At 62.3% G+C, this 904-nt stretch carries 1 protein-coding gene; it reads left to right on the top strand.

Annotated features, from left to right (window positions below):
• Positions 1–902, top strand: a 902-nt coding sequence (locus ABNF97_RS33970; protein ID WP_349341075.1) for a non-reducing end alpha-L-arabinofuranosidase family hydrolase, incomplete at its 5' end; no start/stop codon positions are given.
• Positions 903–904: the final 2 nt, after the last annotated feature.

Raw genomic sequence — 904 nt, 5'->3', positions numbered from 1 at the left:
CCCTTCCGTCGTCGTACCGGTGGTCGTCGACGGGTGCGTTGGCGCAGCCGAGGTCGGGTTGGGTGTCGTTGAAGGACTTCACCTACGCGCCGTACAACGGGCAGCATCTGGTGTACGCGACGACGCACGATACCGGTACGACGTGGGGCTCGATGAACTTCGGTCTCTTCTCGGACTGGTCCCAGATGGGGTCGGCCAGCCAGAACGCGATGTCGTCGGCGACGGTTGCGCCGTCGTTGTTCTACTTCGCGCCGCGTAACATCTGGGTGCTGGCCTACCAGTGGGGTGGGACCGCCTTCTCCTACCGGACGTCGAGTAACCCGACGAACGCGAACGGGTGGTCTGCGCAGCAGACGCTGTTCACCGGGAGTATCTCCAACTCCAACACGGGTCCGATCGATCAGGCGCTGATCGGTGACAGCTCGAACATGTATCTCTTCTTTGCCGGGGACAACGGTCGGATCTACCGGGCGAGTATGCCGATCGGGAACTTCCCGGGCAGTTTCGGTTCGAACTACACGACGATCATGACTGACTCGACGAACAACCTGTTCGAGGGTGTGCAGGTGTACAAGTTGCAGGGTGAGAACCGGTACCTGATGCTCGTGGAGGCGATCGGTTCGCAGGGTCGGTACTTCCGGTCGTTCACCGCGACGAGTCTGGGTGGGTCGTGGACGCCGCAGGCGACGAGTGAGAGCAATCCGTTCGCTGGTAAGGCCAACAGTGGGGCGACCTGGACCAACGACATCAGTCACGGTGAGCTGATCCGGACCAACGCGGATCAGACGATGACGGTCGACGCCTGCAATCTGCAGTTGCTCTACCAGGGGCGATCGCCCAGTTCGGGTGGCGACTACGGTCTGCTGCCGTACCGGCCGGGCCTGCTGACACTGCAGCGCTGATC

Origin of the sequence: Plantactinospora sp. B6F1, from assembly GCF_040120695.1 — a bacterium.
Classification (GTDB): Bacteria; Actinomycetota; Actinomycetes; order Mycobacteriales; family Micromonosporaceae; genus Plantactinospora.
Note: the sequence above shows the minus strand (reverse complement) of the source record. Positions and strands in the feature narration are given on the sequence as shown.